General features: G+C 49.5%; 18 protein-coding genes. 4 read left to right on the top strand and 14 right to left on the bottom strand.

The window, feature by feature from the left end:
• The first annotated feature begins 45 nt into the window (after window positions 1-45).
• Entirely contained in the window at window positions 46-498 is a 453-nt protein-coding gene (locus IX84_RS16655; RefSeq protein WP_044223342.1) for a hypothetical protein, read from the top strand.
• A 908-nt stretch (window positions 499-1406) separates the two neighbouring features.
• Here IX84_RS16655 and IX84_RS16665 read toward each other — a convergent pair.
• Entirely contained in the window at window positions 1407-1700 is a 294-nt protein-coding gene (locus IX84_RS16665) for a helix-turn-helix domain-containing protein (RefSeq protein WP_238578298.1), read from the bottom strand.
• Window positions 1701-1745: 45 nt separating this feature from the next.
• On the opposite strand from IX84_RS16665, the gene IX84_RS16670 reads away from it, so the two are divergent.
• Both IX84_RS16670 and IX84_RS16675 read left to right on the top strand, forming a co-directional pair.
• On the top strand, window positions 1746-2201 hold the full coding sequence (locus tag IX84_RS16670) for a hypothetical protein (RefSeq protein ID WP_044223347.1): 456 nt from the start codon (window positions 1746-1748) through the stop codon (window positions 2199-2201).
• A 1-nt stretch (window position 2202) separates the two neighbouring features.
• Entirely contained in the window at window positions 2203-2451 is a 249-nt protein-coding gene (locus IX84_RS16675) for a hypothetical protein (protein ID WP_044223349.1), read from the top strand.
• A gap of 269 nt (window positions 2452-2720) precedes the next feature.
• Here the strand turns inward: IX84_RS16675 and IX84_RS16680 are convergent, their stop codons facing one another.
• The 12 genes from IX84_RS16680 to IX84_RS16730 form a co-directional block, all read right to left on the bottom strand.
• On the bottom strand, window positions 2721-3434 hold the full coding sequence (locus IX84_RS16680; protein ID WP_044223351.1) for a M48 family metallopeptidase: 714 nt from the start codon (window positions 3432-3434) through the stop codon (window positions 2721-2723).
• Window positions 3434-6649: a type I restriction endonuclease subunit R gene (locus tag IX84_RS16685; RefSeq protein ID WP_044223353.1), complete on the bottom strand. Its 3216-nt coding sequence runs from the start codon at window positions 6647-6649 to the stop codon at window positions 3434-3436. The genes IX84_RS16680 and IX84_RS16685 overlap by 1 nt, the downstream gene beginning before the upstream one ends.
• An 11-nt stretch (window positions 6650-6660) precedes the next feature.
• Entirely contained in the window at window positions 6661-7977 is a 1317-nt protein-coding gene (locus IX84_RS16690) for an AAA family ATPase (RefSeq protein ID WP_044223354.1), read from the bottom strand.
• A gap of 57 nt (window positions 7978-8034) precedes the next feature.
• On the bottom strand, window positions 8035-8379 hold the full coding sequence (locus IX84_RS16695; RefSeq protein WP_044223357.1) for a hypothetical protein: 345 nt from the start codon (window positions 8377-8379) through the stop codon (window positions 8035-8037).
• Between the two features lie 135 nt (window positions 8380-8514).
• Window positions 8515-8724, bottom strand: a complete 210-nt coding sequence (locus IX84_RS16700; protein WP_044223360.1) for a hypothetical protein — start codon at window positions 8722-8724, stop codon at window positions 8515-8517.
• 51 nt (window positions 8725-8775) lie between these two features.
• Window positions 8776-9372 (bottom strand): hypothetical protein, encoded by a 597-nt coding sequence (locus tag IX84_RS16705; protein WP_044223363.1) that lies wholly within the window; start codon window positions 9370-9372, stop codon window positions 8776-8778.
• Between the two features lie 309 nt (window positions 9373-9681).
• On the bottom strand, window positions 9682-9792 hold the full coding sequence (locus IX84_RS34625) for a DUF3800 domain-containing protein (RefSeq protein WP_152605106.1): 111 nt from the start codon (window positions 9790-9792) through the stop codon (window positions 9682-9684).
• Window positions 9793-9795: 3 nt separating this feature from the next.
• Complete coding sequence (locus IX84_RS31135) at window positions 9796-11031, bottom strand: restriction endonuclease subunit S (RefSeq protein ID WP_052516091.1); 1236 nt, start codon at window positions 11029-11031, stop codon at window positions 9796-9798.
• Window positions 11032-11169: 138 nt separating this feature from the next.
• Window positions 11170-11586, bottom strand: coding sequence for a hypothetical protein (locus IX84_RS16715; RefSeq protein ID WP_044223365.1), 417 nt, complete (start codon window positions 11584-11586; stop codon window positions 11170-11172).
• Complete coding sequence (locus tag IX84_RS16720) at window positions 11576-12586, bottom strand: virulence RhuM family protein (RefSeq protein WP_044223367.1); 1011 nt, start codon at window positions 12584-12586, stop codon at window positions 11576-11578. Before IX84_RS16720 ends, IX84_RS16715 begins: the two co-directional genes overlap by 11 nt.
• 4 nt (window positions 12587-12590) lie before the next feature.
• Window positions 12591-14126 carry a type I restriction-modification system subunit M gene (locus tag IX84_RS16725; RefSeq protein ID WP_238578299.1) on the bottom strand — a complete coding sequence of 512 codons (1536 nt, stop codon included), beginning with the start codon at window positions 14124-14126 and terminating at the stop codon, window positions 12591-12593.
• Window positions 14119-14703 carry a restriction endonuclease subunit S gene (locus tag IX84_RS16730; protein WP_052516092.1) on the bottom strand — a complete coding sequence of 195 codons (585 nt, stop codon included), beginning with the start codon at window positions 14701-14703 and terminating at the stop codon, window positions 14119-14121. The genes IX84_RS16725 and IX84_RS16730 overlap by 8 nt, the downstream gene beginning before the upstream one ends.
• Before the next feature lie 189 nt (window positions 14704-14892).
• Between IX84_RS16730 and IX84_RS32990 the strand changes: the two genes are divergently transcribed.
• Window positions 14893-15087 carry a hypothetical protein gene (locus tag IX84_RS32990; RefSeq protein WP_152605107.1) on the top strand — a complete coding sequence of 65 codons (195 nt, stop codon included), beginning with the start codon at window positions 14893-14895 and terminating at the stop codon, window positions 15085-15087.
• 50 nt (window positions 15088-15137) lie between these two features.
• Here IX84_RS32990 and IX84_RS16735 read toward each other — a convergent pair whose 3' ends face one another.
• Complete coding sequence (locus tag IX84_RS16735) at window positions 15138-16238, bottom strand: site-2 protease family protein (RefSeq protein ID WP_044223371.1); 1101 nt, start codon at window positions 16236-16238, stop codon at window positions 15138-15140.

Consider the following 16238-nt stretch of genomic DNA (forward strand, 5'->3'; position numbering starts at 1 on the left):
TGAAGGATGTATCTTATGGGAAAGATTAAACCAAACCCGACCACCATGAGGACCCTTCAGTTTATAGTCGCCCTGGCCATCATCACCACCACCTTTTCCTGCTCAGATTATGCCCGTCTGGAACGCAAAGAAGACCGCCTCATTGGCGCGTGGGAATTTGATAAAGCTTTCTACCGGGGCCATGGGCAAATTTTCCGCGACAACGTCATCGATCAGTTCAACGGAGACATCATCGAATTCTACGAAGACTACACCGCAATTTACGATGACTACAGCGAAGGCATCGTTTACGCCGGGGAATGGGAGCTCTTCTTCGACCGCCAATGGGAAGGTGATGATACAGACATCGAGTTCTTCCTGGATATGTACTTCTTTGAACCTTACGGACAGGAGTCTTTTGCCTACTTCACCTGCGTGAATCTGATTACGAGAAATAAGCTGCACGTCCAGGCCCGTACCCGTCATGGTTTGTATACTTTTAAGCTTCGGCGGTTGTAGAGCTTATGAGGGGGGCAGGCACCATTGCCTCTACACCCAAACCAACTTCCCCTCATTCAGTTCCCGCTCCCCATCAAACCGGTAAGCAGTGAGCACCCCGCCCTTCGCCACGCTATAGTCGAGGCAGCAGGCATTGGGCGTCAAAAGCTCAGGCGTGCCCTTCAGCCAGTAGTGACCGAAGAATACCGGGCGGCTTCGGTAGGGTAGTGGGCGGTATCATCGTCCCGGAAAGGCAGGGATGATTACTGATCACAAATCTTGAGATATCTATGCCCGGTCAAACGCTGCGCTGCCTCAACCGCCCGGAGGAGCAGTGGCTATCAGAACTTAAAGTCCAATGGCAATGCATCAAAAGATTTGACTATAAACCAAAATGTATATACCTTTGCAGAGCCTACGCTGCATGAAATCCGACTCCATGTCGTTGAAGGGTATCCTTCTTAGTGCAGTTGCGGGCATTTTTTATTTTAGTGTGTTTGTTTTGGTTAAACTCGGAACGGAGAGGTTTGGGCGTCAGGCACAAACCCGACGCATGAGTTTATGCCGACACGAAGTCATTTTTGGTCCGAAACCACTTCTTCGTCGGTATAGCGGTTTCCTTACCGACTTTCAGCAGACTGTTGAAAATAGTTTTCCATTAAGCTCACTGTAAAGCAAGAGGACGATACAGGCTTATGTTAAGCTTTGGCGCTACTTTTTCAGCCCCCAATTTACCAGGCTCAATTACTTATCGAAAACAGTAGCAAGTTTACTACGTTTTACTTTCAGTGGTTCGAAAAGTTCGAAACACTGAAATTGAGTAGCCCACTAAGCATTCTTCTTTTCAACTATTCGAATTACTCGAATAGTTGCCCATTAATGACATCTCCCATTTTCAGGACAAGCCATTGTAAGACCACTATACAAGACTACTCTTCCTGGAGCAAAGTTGATACCTCCACCCCCAAAGCCCGCGCCAGCTTCGCCAAGTTCAGTACGGCGATGTTCCGCTCACCCCGCTCCACGGAGCTGACGTAGGTACGGTCGAGATCGGCTTCGAAGGCGAGGGCTTCTTGGGAAAGCTGCTTTGCCTTGCGCAGCTTGCGGATGCGGGCGCCTAGTTGGGAGAGGTAGGATTGCTCGTCTTTGTCGTAGGGCATATGGCGTTTTAGAAGGCATATTGACCAAAAGTAGATTATAAGTCTACGGACTATAAGTATCATTTTGGATTTTCTGCCTATATTTGTAGCTCACCAAAACGCCAATCCATGAAACCTAATGCTATCCCGGCACGACCTGCTCTGCCTTGGATGTACCTATTGCTGATAATTATATCACTCCTGCTGCTGTATCTGCCAATATTCTACCTCCCCACTACCCCACCTCCAGAAGTCGCCATCGAACTCAGCACCGATGAACTGTTGGCCTTAGAGGCAGCGTATGAGCAAGGATTCGACCATCCCGATCCAGATGGCGACGATCCCTGTCTGCGGCTGCAGCTCCTCCCCTACAAGAAGCTATCCGCTTGGCGCAAACAGTTCCGTAAACGCGGTTTCACTATCCAAAAGATCAAAGACATGCTAAAAAGCGGACGGCGGGAGATATTGATCCACCCAGAAAAGAGCACCCGCTACACCAAAATTTTCGACTCCAAAGGTAATTGGATTGTAGTTGACTTCGTAGATTGCATCATCTGGCAAGTTGCCCCTCATAACTTTAAGTAATATGGAAATCGGACAAAACACTACCCTCTACGTCAAAGCCCTCTCCAACGGCGAATGGTTCGGTGGCTGGGCACCGGTGCAGGCCCGGATGGAATGGCTGCGCCCGGATGGAAATGCGGCGCTGTTTACGATTACGGAGGAGGGGTTGGATGAGGAGGATGAGTATGAGTTTTACGCTGCCGGTACTTTGGTTATTGCGGTTTTTGAAGAGGGGGATTGGCGGGGGAAAAACGGGGTAATAGTAGGCTAGCTTTACTGACGTCAACCACATTTTAACATGACAACACAAAAGTTAAAAAACATCATCAACCATTACAAAAAAAGGGCGCGGAAAAATTATTGGGAATGAAATTGCGCGATAAGTGCATAAGAAAAGTAAATTTGCCAGATCCATTTCAAACTGATGAATTAACACCTGCTGAAATTGAAGACATCCTTTGCATTTACAAAGACAGGTTTGACAAAGTCGAAATAGAAAAAATAAAAAACTGCAGCTGATCAAGTCGTGACTACTAATGCTTAAGCCAGTACCCCCTCCAGCCGCTCCTTCCACCGCCGCCAATCCGGCATTTCCCTGGTCTGCAATTCGTAGAAAGCAGCGCTGTGATTTGGGTGTAGCAGATGGCACAATTCATGCAGGACCACATACGAAATGCAGCCTTTAGGGGCTTTGACCAACTCCACATTGAGGATGATTTTCCCGGCGGGGGTACAACTGCCCCAGCGCTTGTCCATCCATTTGATAACCGTCGAGGTCGGCGATACTTTATATTTCTCGAATCGCTGTACCCATTTTTCGGCAATTGCAGGAAATTGGATTTCCGCCCGCTTTTTGTACCAAGCCTTTACCAGGCGTTCCGTATCGTTTTTATCCGGGGTGAACACTTCCAGAAAGCCGCGTTTCAATTTGACCGAGGCTTCCCCGGGGCGCTCGTACACCTTCAACCGATACTGCCTCCCAAGGTATAGATGGCTTTCTCCGCTGACGTACCGGCGCGGCGGCGTCCGGGGCTCAAAGGACAAAAAGTAGCTTTGCTGTTTCAGAATCCAGGGTGCACGCTTGCGGATTTTGGACTCGATTTTTTCCCATTCCGCACCAGTTGGCGCTTTAACGCTGACCGAACGGTCAGGATGCACGGTGATCCCCAGCGTCTTCCGCTCCTGATAAGTCAACGAAAACGCTATGGTTTCCGACCCGAATGCTATGCAGTGTTCGCCTTGCTCTATGCTCATTACTGATACCTCAATTTTGCCACTTCAATACTTTTGGCTGCAATATCGTCGATTTCTCCAAAGGTAAGCTTCAGCCCGTGTTTGTCCCGGATTTGGTCCATCAGGAAGTCGCCAATGGCAATTTCCAACTGCCCGATCAGATTAGTCTTGTTTTTCCAGTCTACTTTGGGCATACCATTGTCAAGTACGATGGATTGTACCAAATTGTCAATGCCCAGCCCGGCATCCACTGCCACAGAACGGGCCACTTCAGGGGCTTCCATCTTTTCTTTGATGGACTCAAAGGCGATGCCGTAGAAGGCCTGCGCCACTTCCCTGCCCTGCAAAGGGGCCGGAATATCATCCCCGGTACGATTAAGGACGGCCTCTTCGATTTCCTGCGAGCGCTTCAGGTATTCTGCCTCTGAAATCCGGCGCTCCTCATACGCTTTGATGGTTTCTTTGAGCAGCTCGGAGAAGCGCTTGTAAAACACTGGGTCTTCATCCATGCGCTCGTTGATGTGCTTAGCGGTGCGGTGGGCGATGGTGTCTGCCTTGGCGGCTTTGCCCACGATCTTTTCTACCTCTTCTTCAAACTCATCTTTGTCAAAGATATTGACGAGTTCGGTGATGGGCTTGACCTCATGCGAAGTGACGTGCTTGTCGATCAGTTTCTGAATCTGCTGCTCGTAGGATTTGAAGTCGATGGTATCGGCAAACCGCTGCCGCACCGAAGCGCGGAGCTTGGAGAAAAAGCCCAGATCGAATTTATAACGGTTGACCTCTTTTTCCGGGGTTTGGGTATGCCATTCCACGCTGGACAGTGCCATTTTCAGGAGGCGGGCAAATTGGCTGAGCTTGTCGTAAAACTGCGCGCGCCGGGCCTCATCTCTCAACACCTCTTCATAAGCTGGCTCATCGTAGCGATTGTCTACCGTTTTGAATAAATCCCAAAGTTCGGAATGGGCCTGCGGCAGCTTTTGTGCTTCCTCCAGAACATTGATCATAGTGAAGGCCAGATCTTCCGCATCAAAATCCTGATAACTCGAGTAGGTGCGCAGGGCTTCATCCAGTTCTTTGAGCACTCCGTAGTAGTCAATGATATAGCCATAATCCTTGCCAGGGTGGACACGGTTGACCCGCGCGATAGCTTGCAGTAAAGTATGCTCGCGCAAGCTGCGGGTGATGTACAAAATGGCATTTCTAGGCGCGTCGAAGCCGGTGAGCAACTTATCGACCACTATAATGATTTCCGGTTCGTCATCGTATTTGTAGCGGTTGATTAGTTGCTTTTCGTACTGCCGGGGGCTGCCGCCGAATTCGTCCATTTTGGCGCTCCAAAACCGCTTGACCGTGTCATTCGATTCCTCAAACGCGCTTTCTTCCCCTTCGCGCATATCGGGAGGGGAAATGAGTACCTCCGCGCTGACTTTGCCGATTTCATCCAGGTACTTTTTGTACTGTATAGCGGCAGCTTTGCTTTGGCAAACCAATTGCCCTTTCCAGTCTGTGCCGTCACTGACATCAAGGTAGTGCTCGCTGATGTCCCAGGCGATGGTATAGATTTTCTGCTCGGCTACATTGAGCTGATCGGCCCGGCTGAATTTCTTTTTCAAATCTGCCCGCTGATACTTTGTGAGGGGTTCAGACACTTTCGTGAAATAGGCATCCAAAGGGCGCTCATTGACTTCCTGCAGGGCGTGGCGGCCTTCGTAAAGCAGCGGTACTACAGCTTCATCTTCCACTGCCTGGTCTACGGTGTATTTGTCGATCAGCCCACCGAATTTTTTTGCTGTATTTTTCTCCTTTTTGCGCAAAGGCGTACCGGTGAAAGCTACAAAACAGGCATTGGGCAGCGCTTTTTCCATGCTGATATTGAAAATGCCGTGCTGCGAACGGTGCCCTTCGTCGACCAGCACAAAAATATCCGGGGAGGTAAAAGGCTGTTTGACCTGATTGACGGCTGTCTCAAATTTGTTGATAATGGTCGTGATGACGGCATCACTTTTGCTACCCAGCAATTCCACCAGGTGCTTGCCCGTTCTGGCTTGCAAAACCGGAATCTGGCATTTGTTGAAAGTACCATAGATTTGGTCGTCAAGGTCGACCCGGTCGGTGACGATGACGATTTTGGGGTTGCGGATGTTGTTGTCCAGCGCAATCGCCTGAGCCAGCATGACCATCGTAAGCGACTTGCCGCTGCCTTGGGTGTGCCAGACCACGCCCCCAGTGCGCTTGCCCTGTTGCAGTACCGCAATCCGCTGCATGGTTTTCTTGATGGCAAAATATTGCTGATAACGGGCAACCTTTTTGATGCCCGCGTCAAATACGATGAAGTTGAAGACCAGGTCCAGCAGGCGTTCCGGGCGGCACAGACAGTACAGGTAATGATCTTGCTCAGTGGGCAACTGTGACTCAGCCAGCAGGTTTTGCACCATATGCCGGGTGTAGCTGCTGCGGCTTTGCAATATTTTCTGCTCCTGCTCCGGGTCGAGTGGGGCGTTTTTGGCGGAAGCCAGTTCCTGCTCTAATTGGCCCGGCTGCCCGGATTGTTCTTTCCACTTTGACCAGAACTTTTCCCGGGTGGCTGTGGTGGCGTAGGCGGCAGCATGGGTAGCCAAAGACAAAAGTAATTGCGAATAAGCATACAACAAACGGATGCCGTCTTCCCGCTGATTGCGCAAGTGCTGGGAAATGGCCTGCGGCAGCGGCTCCTTCATATCCGGCCGCTTGCACTCTATGACCACCAGCGGAATGCCGTTGACAAACAGCACGATGTCAGGTACGTAGTGCTCGTGGCTGCCCGCCCGCTGCACTTTGTATTCTTCGGTAACGTGAAAGGTATTGCGGCTCCAGTCTTTCCAGTCAATGTATTGCAGCGTATGGCTTTTTTTGTCGCCCTCTATGGTCTGCTCCAGCGACTTGCCCAGGGTGAGCAATTCATAAACCGATTGGTTGGCAGTGATCAGTCCTTCCTGCAAAGGGACCTCTTTGAGGGCGTTTACACCGGTTTGGATGTTGGCATCCGTGTAGAGATAAGCTTCGCCTTTGTACTGTATGCGGTTGATGCGCTGCAACTGCGCCCGCAGGATACTTTCCAGCAGCACATTGCCCGTTTTGCCGTTACGCGCTGCTAGGGCTTCTTCTGGACTGAGGTAGGTGTAACCCAGACTTTGCAGAAAGCGCAGGGCGGGGATTTGGGAGATGTGGTCTTCTTGAAACGATGGGGTGCGCATACTCTTAAGTATTACAGTGCTATGCTTTCCAGCCAATCCAATGCTTTCTTTTTCCGGTCGCTGCTGCTATCCTGTTGCTTGACGAAGCGGTCGACTAACCCTCTGGTCAATAGCTCGCCGAGTGAGCCCTGTGCAATTAGCTCAGGGTAATAGGGAATGTCTTCCATCGCCACAAGTTCGCTGTAGCCCGTTTCCGGATTTCGATAGCAGAATACCACCTTAGGCACGGCATCGTCCGGCAAGGCATCAAGCAGTGCGGGGTTATGGCTGCTCAATAGCAGCGTCAGCTGCCGCTCTTTGGCCAACTCATGCATCGTAGCCAGTAATTTGTGAGCACGGCTGGGGTGAACACCGTTATCGACCTCTTCCACAATTACGGTACTGCCTTCCTTCGCAGAAAGCAGGATAGCTCCGAAAGCCAGTATCCGCAAGGTGCCGTCAGATAGTAGTGCTGCTTCACAAGAACGGTTTACACCTCCAAACGACTCTGTCAATTGCAGCATCACCTCCTTCCTGGGGGTATGAATGAAGTCGATATCAGTAATGGCTTGCTCCGGCACACTTGCTATAAAATCTAGTAAAGCTTGCTTATTAGCAGCCCGGTTAGGATTCTCTGATTTGAGCAAATAGTGAAGCGTACTTGACAGATTACTGCCATCGCCAAGCAGGGTGTAGTCGCTTTCAAAGCTGTAGCCTCTCATCCTTGAAGGCACTGGGTCCAGAAAAACAATATTCAGCAGGTGCTTTTCAAAAGCTTTGGCTGTGGATGGGATAATTTGGCCGGACTTCTTATGCCCCTCTGCAAAGCGGGAAGCGTTCATCAATTGCAGGAAAACGGCCGTTTGATCGGTACCGCTTAACAGCGGCTTCTTACCGCCACGGGCAAAGTTGTTGTATTCTATTTCTATAGCAGTCTGCCGGCCTGCGCTTGGCTTCTTGATTTGGTACAACGGGTAAGGTTTGGGGCGGCTTTCGCCTGCGAAGACCTTTTCTCCATCAATATGCAGCTCTCCGCCCTCCCGGACTTCAAAGGATACTTCCAGCTGATTATACTCCCGTCCTGATATGCTCCCTCCAAGGGCAAAGCGCTGCAGGCCTGCACGAGGCAGGTCCTCTATTTTGCCCCTTACCACCTGATCGTTTTCATTGACCTTGTACTGCAAAGCTGACAGCTTCTGCCCCTGCGCCAGCCAGTTCAAGAAACGGATCGCTTCCAGTGCGTTGCTTTTACCGGACGCGTTGGCTCCGATGAGCATCGTCAGGGGCGATAGCTTGAGCCTTGCTGATTGGTAACTTTTAAAGTCCTTGATGTGGATTTCCTGAATCATACCCTTACGTTTGCTCCAATATAAAGAATTATTTCAGTGCTGGCACAACCCCCATACTTAATAAGCCTCCCGCCGGATACGCTTGTCCGGGAGAAAATCCCAAACCATAGAGCTATAGTGCCAGTCGAACCACTGATTGAACAATATCCAGGAGCGATGCTCCGGCCAAAACTCGGGAAAAGAGCACATCCCTTCCAGCAAGTCTTCAAAGATCATTGCGTAGTTGGCTTTCAAAAAGCGCTCCACCTCCTTTATTTCCCAGTCTTGATCTATGAGGCCGGTCCAGCATTCGTCCATGACATCTACCTCACGGCCAGCAAACACCTCGTCAACCCAATCGTAGAAGGGCTGCTTTGGTGTGACGATCAATAGTGCGCGGTTGAGGGTTTTTCTTTTAGCCATGTGATGTTGGGAATTCTGAATTCCATTAATTGTTCGTTAGTCGCTCCAGAAATTGGCGGGTGCTGAGCACGCGCATGTTGGGAAAGGTTATGTTTTTAAGTATACGGAAGTGGCGGTTGTCCGTTACAATGAAGTTTAATTTGCTTCTTCAGCCAGCCAGGTCTCCATCGTTTCTTCGTTCCAGCCGTGTTCATCCCAAAGGCGGTCCATTTCATCACTGGCCTGTTTGGCAAAATAATTGGCCAGAAGGCGTCGCACGTCTTTGAGCTGCTCCTCATTCAACTCCATGCTGTATAGCTTGAGCAGCTCAAGTTGGAGGTTGGTCAGTGGTTTATCTAATATCATAGCTTACTATTTTCAAAATTCAACATGGATAACCAGACTTTAGTTTCTGTTTCACCAGTCTTCCCCAGGTGTCCAGAACTTCAACAGCGATTCCCGCCCCACATGATAGCAGTACTGCTTAGCCAGGGCTTTGAGGTCTGCACCTTCGTCAATGGCTACGGCATCCTGTGCCACAAAAGCACGCCGGATAACCTGAAAATTCCGGGTCTTTTTGTCCAGCAGTTCAAAGGTCATTGTCCAATCGTATTTTTTCCAAAGATGTACACGGTCACCAAATTGCTCTCGGGCTTCTTCAGCCGAGAGGTACAACTGATCAAAATAATTGCTGAACTGCGAAATGCTGATGGCAATACCGCCCCGCTCCGCTGTGATGATAAAGTCTTTGACCGGGGAGTAAGCTTCCATAGCACTCCGGACTATAGCCTGTTCTTCGTTCGTAGTGTGTACGGGCACTCTTTTCCGAATCACCACCTTGCCATCGTAGGGGTATTCCACGACCTCGTAGTCCTCCGGCACTTCCGTGATCAAGTCTTCCGCCTCGGAGTCCTGCGTCAGGTAATACCGTACTTTTCCGGTTTTGGTGGGAACAGCACGCACGTAATAGGTCTTTTTCTGTCGGTTGGTGTAGCTGAATGAGGAATTGACCATAAGAGTATTTCTAGTTTTCTCTGGTGTTTCAGACTTAATGAGTATTGATTTAGAAGTCAGAATATCCTAACATAGCGCATCCCCACTTATTGTCCAAGTTGACATAAACACAAAATGTACGTACATTTACATTATGTTCACTGCACAAATACGACTGCAGATCGCTGAAAAGTAATTTTCTTAAGTGCAGTTGTGGGTATTTATGATAACGCAACTGATAAAGAATTAAGTCGACTGGGTTTGGCCGCATGGCCTTATCGAGCCGCGAAAAGTCCCCGGTTCTTCAACCGGGGCATCTTTATTTCCGGACTATTCCCATTGGGTCATTTTTGGAAATACAAGACCGGAAAGAATATAGTAAGGCGACCCATACTTATGCAATCCCGGGTCCCCACTTTCGTCTACATACATGAAGTGCATATTCTATGGATTTACGCGCACCTTCCCCGTCAGCAGCCGCTGCATCAGCCCTTTCTTTTGCGTCTGTAAAGCCCGCTCCTTCTCCCGCAGCAGGCGGATTTCCTCGTCGGCCTGAGTGAGGATGGCGGCTATGGCGGTCTGTTCTTTTATCTGGGGTATAGGAAACTTCAACTTCAATATGCTTTTTTGAGAAATAAGTGGTTGCCCACCCTTATTTCTGAACCTTTTCAGTTGCTTGAAATCCAGAAAGTAAGCAAGGAAATTGATAGACGTACTATGATAAAACTCCTTGGTAAAAAGACAATTGTCGGTTACCCAATAATCACCATTAGCTACATGAACACAACCACAATACTCTCCTACACGACCGATTAAAATCTTGCCTCCTGAAAGCAATGATTTATCTGTATATCCCATAATTCCATTACCGCCATAAACAGGTTTGTTTATATTTTTAGTTGAGCTTGACCGGGTATTATTGGGTTTGGTTTTTCCACTACTCAAAGAAAACAGTTGCCCTAGCTCTAAGGCATCCCATTCCCCCTCAAACCCCTTCACCCGCACCTTCCCCGTCAGCAGCCGCTGCATCAGCCCTTTTTTCTGTGCTTCTTTTTCCTGCAGGAGCTGCCGGGTGAGGGCGATGGCGCGGTCCCAGGTGGAGAGGATGGTGGCTATTTTTTGTTGCTCGGGTAGGGGGGGGAGTGGGACAGGAAGCTTCTTCAGCTGAGTTGAGTTTATACTAGCCAGATTAGTACTCTGTTTTGACGAGAGCATAAAGTACTTTCTCCCTTGCCAGCTTCTCGTAAACTCGGCAAGAATATTTGGTAAAAGCTTTTCCTTGTTTGTCCTTACAGCAAATATGTGATTTTGATGTATGCAGTTTTCAATTTCATTCATCCATATGGTACCTCGACCTAATTTGTCAGCATCGCCTCCTTCTGTGAGTAATATATCTCCCTTGCGAAGAAGATACTTGGGTACTTCGTCCGTAGGGACTTCAATTTCCTTTACAACTTCTAAATCCAAATATCCGTCTTGTACATTTGCAACTCTCATATAAGGCACCAAAGATGTCTTCGTACCTGGCTTAATTTTTCTTCCTTTTGCAATACCCTTTTGAATGGTACTGATATTTGCCAATTCGTTCACCTCCCACTCCACCGGCAGCCATCCGAGTTTGGTTTTTTTGTAGCCGGGTTGAGTACTGGAAGAGGGTATGTTATCGTAATGGTTAGTCATAGTTGGTCTAGGCTAGGAAATCAAATTGGTGATTAAATGCGATGAGTATCTACGGTCTCTCTATGGAGCAACTCCAACATGCGCTGAACAAAATACTGCTCACTGGGCTTCATTGGTTGATAGTTAAAATCTTTAAATTCATTGAATCTTACTGTTAAATAAATTACCTTCACAGAAGGTAAAATGCTTACCTAAGACAAAAAGGCAGGTAGGCTTGGTGAGATTGACTCGTGAGAGCGGCACTAAGATCCTCCTGCCTAAGTTACCATTAGGCTTTCCAACCGGGAAGCCTTTCCTTTTTGCAATGAACCTATGGCAGTATAGTAGTCCAATAAAATAGAAGACTCGCCCTGGTACGCTGATCTGACGGGAAGCGTGGCGAGTACTGTTGCTATAAATATACGTACAAAAGGTCATAATGTCCAGCTTGTTTGGACATTTTTTTAAAAGAGACGCAATCGCACGAACGGTCTCACAGAGGCGTTTTTGCGTCAACCGCAACGTTTCTTCCCCAAAGCAGAATTTTACTAAAGCGGTAATTTTTTCATTCATCATCCTTCCCTTTTTGCAGGGATTTGATCGTTTCATCAAAATCCGACTCCAGCCGCTCATCCTCTTGTTGCCGAAAAATCTCGTAGGCTTTATCCGCCAGTTCACGTGCAATTTTGGCAGATACCTTGCCCGCATTCTGCAGGACATCGTATTCATTGAATTGCAGGAAAGCGTCCAGCTTTTTCACCCAGTCGGCCATTTTCATCGGGATTTGCCGCTTGGCTTGGTTTTCGGCATAGTCAAGGTACATAGTGACGATGCGTTCCAGCCCCTGTAGCTCTTCCTCGTTCAGGTAGTTTTTGGCAATGTGGGTATCGGACTTCAGGATTTTGCCCGCCGGGGCGTGCTTCCAGCTCGTCAGCCCCATATTGGGCTTGGAAGCATCTACCCGTTTGGCGATGATTTCAGCGGCAGTCAGCCCGGTGATCGCCCAGTGGAGCTTATTTTGCACCGTTTTGTAAAACTGCTGCGTAATCGGGGCTTTGGGGTCGTAGTCGATGCTGGCCTCAGCGTACAGGTCGGTGATTTTCTGGTAGAAGCGCCGCTCTGAAGCGCGGATTTTCCGGATGCGCTCCAACAGCTCGTCAAAGTAGTCTTTGTCGAACCGCTTGCCCTGTTTGAGCCGCTCGTCATCCATCACAAACCCCCTGATGAGGTACTCCCGCAGCACCTTGGTAGCCCAAATCCGGAATTGCGTAGCCTGATAGCTGTTGACCCGGTAGCCGACAGCGATAATGGCATCGAGGTTGTAGAAGTCGACCATTCGGCTGACCTCTCGGTTGCCTTCCGTTTGAACTATTCGAATTTTTCGAATAGTTGCTTCTTCCCGCAATTCCCCGCTTTTGAAGATTTCCTTCAGGTGGTAGTTGATGGTCTGCACCTCCACGCCGAACAGCTCAGCCAGCTTCTTTTGCGTCAGCCAAAAGGTTTCGTCCTCAAAGCGGATTTCCACTTTCACCGCTCCGTCCGGTGTCCGGTAAAGAATGATGTCTGATTCCTGCATGGCATTAGTGTTTTAAGCCGAGCTCTTTCAAGTAAGCCGCCATCTGCTCCTGTACCTGCGACAGCTCCCTTTCCAGCCCCTCGATGCGCTGCGCTACCGCGTCCAGGTCTACTTCCGGCTCTTCCTCGAAGGTATCCACGTAGCGTGGGATATTGAGGTTGAACTCGTTCTCTTTGACCTCCTCAAAGGTGGCAACGTAGGCAAATTTGTCTTCCACCGTGCCCGGCTGCAGTTGCCCCTGCTCAAACTGAGCATGCAGGCTGACGATGTGCTCCATGTCTTTTTCGCGCAGCACATTTTGGTTTTTGCCCTGTTCGAAGCGCTGGCTCGCGTCTATGAAGAGTACATCGCGGTTGTCACCCTTGCCTTTGTTGAAAATGAGAATAGCGGCAGGAATACCGGTGCCAAAAAACAAATTCGCAGGCAGTCCAATTACCGCCTCAAGCAGGTTTTCTTCAATGGTTTTTTGCCGGATCACCCCTTCTGAGCTTCCCCGGAACAGCACGCCGTGGGGCACCACCACGCCTACTTTGCCCCGGCCCTCATAGGCAGTTTCGATCATGTGGGAGATAAACGCCCAGTCGCCTTTGCTCTTGGAAGGTGCGCCCCGCCAGAAGCGGTTGTAGGTGTCGTTATCAGCGACTTCTTTTCCCCATTTATCAAGGCTAAAAGGCGGATTGGCGACCACGGTATCGAATTTCATCAACGCATCCCCTTCCTTGAGCTTAGGATTGCGGATGGTATCTCCCCAGCGTATCGTGGCATTGTCCATGCCGTGCAGGAACATATTCATAACCGCCAGTGCCCAGGTGCTGCCGTTGGCCTCCTGCCCGTACAGCGCGAAGTTGTCCGAGCCTACCTCTTTACCAGCTTTGATGAGCAAAGAGCCCGAGCCGCAGGTAGGGTCGCATATGCGTGCCCCCGGCGCGGATTTCGTCAGTTTGGCGATCAGGGTAGAAACCTGGCTGGGCGTGTAGAATTCCCCCGCTTTTTTCCCCGCATCAGAAGCAAAGAAGCCAATCAGGTACTCATAGGCATCCCCGATAATATCCTGCCCGTCCAATGCAGATGGGCGGAGGTCAAGTCGCTTGTCGCTAAAGTCGATCAGCAGGTTTTTCAGGCGGGTATTTTTGTCTTTGACATCCCCCAGATTGCTGGAGTTGAAATCAATGTTTCGGAATACGCCGGCACCGTCTTCACCAGATAGCTTTTGTGGGTTGGCCTCTTCCAGTGCCTCTAATGCCTGATTGATTAGCTCACCGATGTTGGGCTCATTGCGATGCTCATAGAGATAGCTGAAGCGGGCATGTGGAGGTACAATGAAACGCTCTTTTTGCATGGCCCAGTCTGCCCGCGCCTCATCGCCTTTATAGCGCTCTAAATAAGCTTGCCACCGGTCCAGCCAGACATCGCCCACGTACTTGATGAATAGCATAGTCAGTACATAGTCTTTGTACTGCGAAGGGTCAATCACGCCCCGGAAGGTGTCGCAGGCTTTCCATACGACATTGAATACATCTTCTTTAGTCGTTTTATGCATTTTTTCTGTTTTTTCCATTGGCTAAAAAAAGCAATAAATGCTCGTAATACCTGTCTTTTGATTTTTTAAGATTGTCCATGAAGCATTGTTCTATTAGCCATTGCTCCGCTACCTTGATAATTTCCTGCTGCTCCTCCATAGAGGGTATCGGTATTTGAACTGACGAAAGTGCTTTCTTGGATAAAGACTGTACTTGTGTTCCCTTAGATAGACTTTGCAGGAGCTTCTGATAGCGTTGAGTATTCAACAGCCATAGCAAATAGTCTGGCATTAGGCTCTGCTCTTTCAAGCGGATTACAAAAAAGGTGGATGAGGCCACAGCTTGGCCGATTTGCTCCTTGTAAAGACAAGCTCTATTCGCTATTCCTTTTGCAACAAGCAGTATATCCCCTTCAATCAGCAAATGCTTTTCAAGGCGCTTATCTAATTCAAGGCTTTTGGTTAAAGGGGCTTCTTGCCTAAATCTGCCGTGCTCGTCGAAGTGCTTAGCTTGCAGGTAGTAAAGCTCCCCGCCAGAGCCTTCTTTTTGGTAGATGCCGGTTGTGATTTGAGCGATTTGATGAAGGGGTTTCTTCATTTTTGTATATAGCTTATGCGTGTTTTAATGCTTTTAAGATAATTTAAATCAAAATAATAGCAATACAAATTTAAAGAAGAAGCACCAAAAGGTCAAATCTTTTCAAAGATTTATTTCTTTGTAATTGTTGTACAAAATATAAAAATATGGTGCTAAATAAGAGGTGAAACCTTGCTTGCCGAGTAAAACATGCTACTATTGCGCATTTCAAGTGCTGATTTTTTGCTTCAGCCAGGCTTGCCAAATACTACTATGCAGCAATTAAAAACCGCTCTATTTCTCTTCTTGATTTCATCAGCTTCAGCTAAAGCTCTCTGGCTATGCCTGATTCCGCTGATCGGCAGGAAACACACAAAAAAAGGACCTCGAACGTTTTTTGCATAGTAGCGTTAAGCGCACCGTAAGTCTTTAGGGTCTCATTCCTAATTTACTTACTACCCCTGCCCACCACGCGCTCGCTCAATCATAATCGCCTCAAGAATATTCTCGGTATTCAGCACGCCGAGGAGGTCGCCTTCGGGGCTGTAGACGGGGCAGATGCTCAGGTTGCGCTGGTTCATCAGGTCGTAAGCTTCATTGAGTTCCATGTCCGGCGCGAGCCTGACCCAATCGGTATTGACGATGCGTTTGATGCGTTCTGCCGGGCCCATTTCCTGTAGCCCGCGCAGGATGTCATCCCGGGAGATGGTGCCGATGAGGTCGCCCTGCTCGGTGACGATGAAGTCCTTTTCCTGTCCGTCCAGCAGGGTGTCGATGGCTTCGCTGATGGGCGACCAGGCATCCATTTCGGTGAATTGGTGCATGAGTACGTCTGAGACCTTGAGGTCGGTGAGGAGGTGGCGGGTGGTTTCGTAACGCGATTCTCCGCTGGCGCCCAGAAAGATGAACAGCCCGATAAAGATCAGCCAGAAGTCGTACATAAAGCCCAGGAAGACGAAGCCAATGGCCAGAAATTGCCCGATCTGAGCAGCTATGGCGGTGGCTTTGGCCCGGTTGTACTTCATCGACAGCAGTGCCCGCAGTACCCGTCCGCCATCCATGGGGAAGGCCGGGATGAGGTTGAAGAGCACCAGGATGATGTTGACGGCCAGCAGGTTGGGGATGAAGGCATTGCCCAGGCTGATCTGACTGGGGTCTTCCAGTTGTTCGGTGGGGAAGGTGATGCCTGCCACTTGCATCAGGATAAAGAGCAGAAGGGCAATCACGACATTTACAGCGGGCCCGGCGATGGCTACGAGCAATTCTTCGCGGGGCTTCTCCGGCATTTTCTCCAAACTTGCCACCCCGCCAATTGGCAAAAGGGTAATGCGGCGGGTGGGGACGCCGAAGCGGCGGGCGGTCAGGGCGTGCCCGTACTCGTGCAGCACCACGCAGGCGAAGAGGGTGAGGATAAAGGCCACGCCCAGCAGGGCTTCCTGCATGTTTTGCCCGGAGCCCAGGCTCGACAGGAAAATCCACCCCAGCAGAATGAGGAATGTCCAGTGGATGTAGACATTGATGCCGAAGAGGCGGGCAATCTTTAGGGACCAGCTCAT

The sequence above is a fragment of the Phaeodactylibacter xiamenensis genome, from assembly GCF_000759025.1.
GTDB classification, from domain to species: Bacteria; Bacteroidota; Bacteroidia; order Chitinophagales; family Saprospiraceae; genus Phaeodactylibacter; species Phaeodactylibacter xiamenensis.

Coding starts and splice junctions, on each gene's coding strand:
- IX84_RS32990 (WP_152605107.1), top strand. CDS start 14,893: ATGCTACTATTGCGCATTTCAAGTGCTGATTTTTTGCTTCAGCCAGGC.
- IX84_RS16685 (WP_044223353.1), bottom strand. CDS start 6,649: ATGCGCACCCCATCGTTTCAAGAAGACCACATCTCCCAAATCCCCGCC.
- IX84_RS16730 (WP_052516092.1), bottom strand. CDS start 14,703: ATGAAGAAACCCCTTCATCAAATCGCTCAAATCACAACCGGCATCTAC.
- IX84_RS16695 (WP_044223357.1), bottom strand. CDS start 8,379: ATGGCTAAAAGAAAAACCCTCAACCGCGCACTATTGATCGTCACACCA.
- IX84_RS16675 (WP_044223349.1), top strand. CDS start 2,203: ATGGAAATCGGACAAAACACTACCCTCTACGTCAAAGCCCTCTCCAAC.
- IX84_RS31135 (WP_052516091.1), bottom strand. CDS start 11,031: ATGACTAACCATTACGATAACATACCCTCTTCCAGTACTCAACCCGGC.
- IX84_RS16700 (WP_044223360.1), bottom strand. CDS start 8,724: ATGATATTAGATAAACCACTGACCAACCTCCAACTTGAGCTGCTCAAG.
- IX84_RS16655 (WP_044223342.1), top strand. CDS start 46: ATGAGGACCCTTCAGTTTATAGTCGCCCTGGCCATCATCACCACCACC.
- IX84_RS34625 (WP_152605106.1), bottom strand. CDS start 9,792: ATGCACTTCATGTATGTAGACGAAAGTGGGGACCCGGGATTGCATAAG.
- IX84_RS16720 (WP_044223367.1), bottom strand. CDS start 12,586: ATGCAGGAATCAGACATCATTCTTTACCGGACACCGGACGGAGCGGTG.
- IX84_RS16715 (WP_044223365.1), bottom strand. CDS start 11,586: ATGATGAATGAAAAAATTACCGCTTTAGTAAAATTCTGCTTTGGGGAA.
- IX84_RS16725 (WP_238578299.1), bottom strand. CDS start 14,126: ATGCATAAAACGACTAAAGAAGATGTATTCAATGTCGTATGGAAAGCC.
- IX84_RS16680 (WP_044223351.1), bottom strand. CDS start 3,434: ATGAGCATAGAGCAAGGCGAACACTGCATAGCATTCGGGTCGGAAACC.
- IX84_RS16690 (WP_044223354.1), bottom strand. CDS start 7,977: ATGATTCAGGAAATCCACATCAAGGACTTTAAAAGTTACCAATCAGCA.
- IX84_RS16670 (WP_044223347.1), top strand. CDS start 1,746: ATGAAACCTAATGCTATCCCGGCACGACCTGCTCTGCCTTGGATGTAC.
- IX84_RS16735 (WP_044223371.1), bottom strand. CDS start 16,238: ATGAGCTGGTCCCTAAAGATTGCCCGCCTCTTCGGCATCAATGTCTAC.
- IX84_RS16665 (WP_238578298.1), bottom strand. CDS start 1,700: ATGATACTTATAGTCCGTAGACTTATAATCTACTTTTGGTCAATATGC.
- IX84_RS16705 (WP_044223363.1), bottom strand. CDS start 9,372: ATGGTCAATTCCTCATTCAGCTACACCAACCGACAGAAAAAGACCTAT.